This window comes from Phenylobacterium sp., assembly GCF_030681155.1.
GTDB lineage: Bacteria > Pseudomonadota > Alphaproteobacteria > Caulobacterales > Caulobacteraceae > Phenylobacterium.
On the sequence record NZ_JAUXXE010000035.1, the window covers coordinates 1 to 5081 of the forward strand.

Sequence of the window (5081 nt, forward strand, 5' to 3'; positions counted from 1 at the left end):
ATCCTCGGGACGGCGCCGCTCATCGCCGCAATCCGGGCCTGAGGGCGACCCCGCGTCTCCCGCCGCGCCGACCCGCGCGCCAATCACGTCGGCAGCGAGTTTTTACACAGCCTCGACCCATGGCGGACCTTGGTCGAGGCACCGTCGCCTGCCTCACGCTAGGCGCCGAGATTCACAGACGGTCGTCGAGCGGGCGCCGAGCGGTGGCTTTCGGCGCCGCGCGATTGCGAACCGTCAAAGCTGCGCCCCAAGAAACTGGCGATGATTGTTGTCTATCGCCGCTCGCACCTTGAGGCGAAGTTTGATCAACGCCGAGATCCTCGACGGAACTGGGGACGCGATCTACGCGCTCGAGGCGGACTGGCGCGTGGCCTTCTTCAATCACCAGGCCGAGCTCTTCTTCGGGCGTGATCGAAGCGAGTTGCTCGGACGCACGATCTGGGACTGTTTCCCCGCCGCGAAGGGCACGGACCTGGGTGCGGCCCTGGAACGGGTGATGTGCGAGCGCGAGGCCGTCCAGATCGACGTCCTGAGCCCGAGCACGGGGCGGTGGACGAACACCCGCATCTTTCCGCTGGAGAAGGGGGGCGTCGCGGCGAGCTGGCGAGACATCACCGTGGAGAAGCGCCGAGAGCTCGAACTGGCGGCGGCGGTCGAGAACCAGGATCGCGCAGTCCGGGAGTTGCGGACCATCATCGACCACGTTCCCGCGATGATCGCCTACTGGGACCTGGATCTTAGGTGCCGGTTCGCCAACGAGAAGTACCTGGAGTGGTTCGGGCGCTCGCGGGAGGAAATGGTCGGCCTCACCATGCAGTCCCTGATGGGTGAAGACCTGTTCCGAAGAAACGAGCCGTTCATCCGCGGCGCCCTGGCCGGGAAGCCACAGAGCTTCGAGCGGTCGCTGCGAAAGCCGTCGGGCGAGGTCGGCCACACCTGGGCGCAATACGTTCCTGACGTGGACACCCGGGGCGCGGTTCAAGGCTTCTACGCCATGGTGACCGACGTCAGCCCCCTGAAGCAGACGGAAGAACGCCTGAGGGATACGAACGCCGCCCTCGAGGTCGCCCGCGAAGCCGCCGAGGCAGCGACAGCCGCGAAAAGCGCCTTCGTCTCGAACGTAAGCCACGAACTGAGGAATCCCCTGACCGCCATCATCGGCTACGCCGAATTGCTCGCAAGGCGCGGGGGCATGGACGAGATCCAGCAGCGCTATCTCGCCCGCGTGAGCGACGCGAGCACGGTGCTTCTCGCGACGATCAACGAGGTGCTCGACTTCTCCAAACTTGAGGCTGGCCAGGTTGAGATCGTGCGCCGGGCGACCGATCCGCTCGCCCTCGGGCGCCAATCGCTGGAGATGTTCGAGCCCGCGATGGACAGGAAGGGGCTGGCACACAGTCTGGAGGCGGTCGACGCGCCCGCCCTGGTGCTGGCCGATGACGCGCGGCTTCGCCAGATCCTGGTGAACCTCATCGGCAATGCGGTGAAGTTCACAACCTCGGGCAGCGTCTCGCTGCGATGTTCCTATGACCATCCGACGCACAGGCTGCGATACGAGGTGATCGATACCGGGCCTGGCATCCCCGCGGACCGGGTGGACCGGCTGTTCCAGCGCTTCTCCCAAGTCGACGCCTCCACCAGCCGGGCGTTCGGCGGCACCGGTCTTGGCCTGGCGATCTCCAAGGGGCTGGCCGAGGCGATGGGGGGAGACGTGGGCGTGCTGAGCATCGCCGGCGAGGGAAGCTGCTTCTGGGTCGAAATTCCCTGCGAACTAGCCAACACGGGCGCCTGGGGGCGGCAATCTGCCGAAGAAACACTCGCGCCGACGGAAGAGCTGGGTGGGTTGCGGCTGCTAGTCGTCGATGACGATCCGTCTAACCGGGAACTGGTGCGCAAGATCGTCGAGCCGTACGGGGTCATCGTCAGCGAGGCGAGCGGCGGTGGCGAGGCTGTCACCGCGGCCAGGTCGGAGCCCTTCGACGTCATCCTGATGGATATCCGCATGCCCGGGATCGACGGGCCGGCGGCGGTCCAACTCATTCGCGCACATCCGGGACGCAACGCCTCGACGCCAATCCTTGCCTTCACGGCGGAGGCGACGCCGTCGGCGGCGCAGCCCTGGCGCCAACACTTCGACGCCACGCTCGAGAAGCCGATCGTCTCAGCCGATCTGCTTGCGCAGCTGGCCGCGTACTCTGCGAAGATCATGCGGGAAGCCTAAATGGGGGACGCGCCCCGTCCTGGCCCCCAATCGCGCCTAAGAGCATCCCTGCCTCCGCAGCGTCACACGAGGTACAAGAACGTTCTCTGACCAGGTGCGGAGGAATGTCGTCATTCCACCCTTCGGAGGCCATACCGAGGTCCGCTTGTCGGCACGGTGGCCGTCAGCGCTCCCCGCTATATCTGTCAGCCTTAGTGTGGAATCAGGACGGTTCTGATGTGGCACGACAGCCGCTACTGGCGAGGGCGGTCGTCCGGCCTCAGTGTCCGACGCTTCGCTGGAGTCACAAACTCGATCAGATGGCAGCTCTGCCCGCAGTGATCTGAGCGTCTTCGGCCGCCCTTTCCCGCAAATAAACAAACCCCGCCGATTGCTATCGGCGGGGTTGTTTATTTAGGTTCCAGTGCGCCGCCTAAGTTCAGCGCGATCTTGTGCCGATTAGAACACAAACGACAAGATCGCCCCAACGACAACCACAAGACCAACGATGTAAATAATGCTGTTCATGACTGTTCTCCAGGGCAATGGCTTCGGCAATCCAGAGCCGCTGTGGTGCGGTGATTGGAGTGCTCGGCGTTTGGTCTGGGACAATGAGCGAATTCGGCGGCAATTAGTTCCGTAGAAAGTCACGGTGCGTCAGGCGCGTTTGACGGCGCGAGCGGAGTCGGAGGCTTCGAGCGGCCTAAGCCCCACAAATGAAAAGCCCCGCCGGTTCGCACCGGCGGGGCTCTGAGTTTCAGGCTCTTACGGCCTGTGGGTCTTTAGTAGCCCTGGATCTTCGCGTAGCGGTCGCGATGATAGGACTGGCTGCCGAAGGCAGCTTCGGCCGCACGGGCGCGCTTCATGTAGAAGCCGGCGTCGTGGGCGTCGGTCATGCCGATGCCGCCGTGCATTTGGACCATTTCGTTCGACACCAGGTGGAAGGTGTCGCCCATCTTGGCCTTGGCCAGGCTGACCAGTTCCGGAACGTCCGGGCTGTCGGCGTCGATGGCTTGCAGGGCCGCTTCCACGGCCGAGCGGGCCAGTTCGAGGTCGGTGAACATCTTCGCGGCGCGGTGTTGCAGCGCTTGGAAGGAGCCGATCACCTGGCCGAACTGAACGCGGACCTTCAAGTAGTCGAGAGTGGTCTCGAAGGCCTGGACGGCGGCGCCGAGCATTTCAGCGGACACGCCGGCGCGGGCGCGGTCGAGGGTCTTTTCCAGGACGTCCCAGCCCTTGCCTTCGGCGCCCAGCAGAGCGTCGGCGCCGACTTCGACGTTGTCGAAGGAGACGTTCGAGGCGCCGCGGCTGTCGGCGAGCTTCAGGTTCTGACGGCTCACGCCCTTGGCGTCGGCGGGAACCAGGAACAGGCTGATGCCGTCCTTGTCGCCCGGCTTGCCCGAGGTGCGGGCCGAAACCACGAACAGACCGGCGCCCGGACCTTCGAGAACGAAGGTCTTCTTGCCGTTCAGCTTGTAGCCGGCGCCCGACTTCTCGGCGGTCAGGGCGACCTTTTCCGGAGCGTGGTGAGCGCCTTCGTCGACCGCCAGGGTGGCGACCAGCGAACCGTCGGCGATCTTCGGCAGGTACTCGCCCTTCTGGGCGTCGTTGCCGCCCAGGATCAGGGCGCTGGCGGCCGCCAGGCCCGAGGCCAGCAGCGGCGAGGCGGTGAGCGTGCGGCCCATTTCCTCAAGGATCAGGCCCAGGGACAGGTAGCCGAAGTTCGACCCACCGAAGTCTTCCGGGATGATGACCCCGGCCCAACCCATTTCAGCCTGCTCGTTCCAGGCGGCGGCGTCGTAGCCAAGTTCAACGCCCGAGTCGCGCATCTTGCGGAAGGCGGTCACCGGGCTCTTTTCCTGGACCCAGCTCTTCGCCGCGTCGCGGAGCATGCTCTGTTCTTCGTTCAGAACGGCCATGTTTCGAAATCCTATTCTTTAAAAATCTGTGGTTGTTCTGATGTTTAGCTGTGCTGCGTCAGGTCGGGCAGGCCGAGGATGCGCTTGGAGATGATGTTGTTCTGCACCTCTTGCGAACCGCCGTAGATCGTCGTGGCCTTGCCGCCCAGCCAGGAGCGAACCGCGGTCAGCTCGTCGGCGTTGAAGGCGTCGCCTTCCCAGCCGAGGCCCTGGTGACCCATGACTTCCAGGGTCAGTTCGGCCTTGTCCTGCATCCAGCGGGTGCCGGCGTTCTTCATGATCGACGTGGCCGCCGACGGGCCGGAATTGCCCTTGGCTTCCATCATCGCGCGCACGGCGGTCTGCTGGAAGGCGCGACCATCGATCTCGTTCATGATGATGCGGGTGCGCAGGTCGCTGTCGGCCAGCTTGCCGGCTTCGTCGACGCCCACATAGTCCTTGGCCAGCTTCGGCAGCGGCTTGGCGCCGCCGTATCCGCCGCCGCCCGCGCCCGACAGGCCCGAACGTTCGTGTTGCAGCAAGCGCTTGGCGATGGTCCAGCCGCCGTTCAGCGGGCCAACCAGATCCTTCTTTTCCGCGCGAGCGTCGGTCAGGAAGGTTTCGCAGAAGGGCGAGTTGCCGGCGATCAGCGGGATCGGGCGAACTTCGACGCCCGGCTGATGCATCGTGAAGAGCACGAAGGAAATGCCTTCATGCTTCTTGGAGGTGTCCGTGCGGACCAGGCAGAAGCACCAGTCAGCGTATTGGGCGCCGCTAGTCCAGATCTTCTGGCCGTTGACCAGGTAATGATCGCCCTTGTCTTCAGCCTTGCACTGCAGGGCGGCGAGGTCGGAACCTGCGCCCGGCTCGCTGAAACCTTGGCACCATTGCAGGTCGCCCCGAACGATCGGCGGGATGTGCTCTTGCTTCTGCTCTTCCGTGCCGTACTCCAGCAGGGTCGGGCCGAACATCATCACGCCCAT

3 protein-coding genes are annotated in these 5081 nt (G+C 64.7%); 1 reads left to right on the forward strand and 2 read right to left on the reverse strand.

Annotated elements, in window-relative coordinates:
* Window positions 1-301: 301 nt before the first annotated feature.
* On the forward strand, window positions 302-2221 hold the full coding sequence (locus Q8M13_RS09285; RefSeq protein WP_305299585.1) for a PAS domain-containing protein: 1920 nt from the start codon (window positions 302-304) through the stop codon (window positions 2219-2221).
* A gap of 761 nt (window positions 2222-2982) precedes the next feature.
* Here the strand turns inward: Q8M13_RS09285 and Q8M13_RS09290 are convergent.
* Together Q8M13_RS09290 and Q8M13_RS09295 are read right to left on the reverse strand one after the other, a co-directional pair.
* On the reverse strand, window positions 2983-4119 hold the full coding sequence (locus tag Q8M13_RS09290; protein ID WP_305299587.1) for an acyl-CoA dehydrogenase family protein: 1137 nt from the start codon (window positions 4117-4119) through the stop codon (window positions 2983-2985).
* A 44-nt stretch (window positions 4120-4163) separates the two neighbouring features.
* A partial coding sequence (locus Q8M13_RS09295; RefSeq protein WP_305299589.1) for an acyl-CoA dehydrogenase family protein occupies window positions 4164-5081 on the reverse strand: 918 nt, incomplete at its 5' end.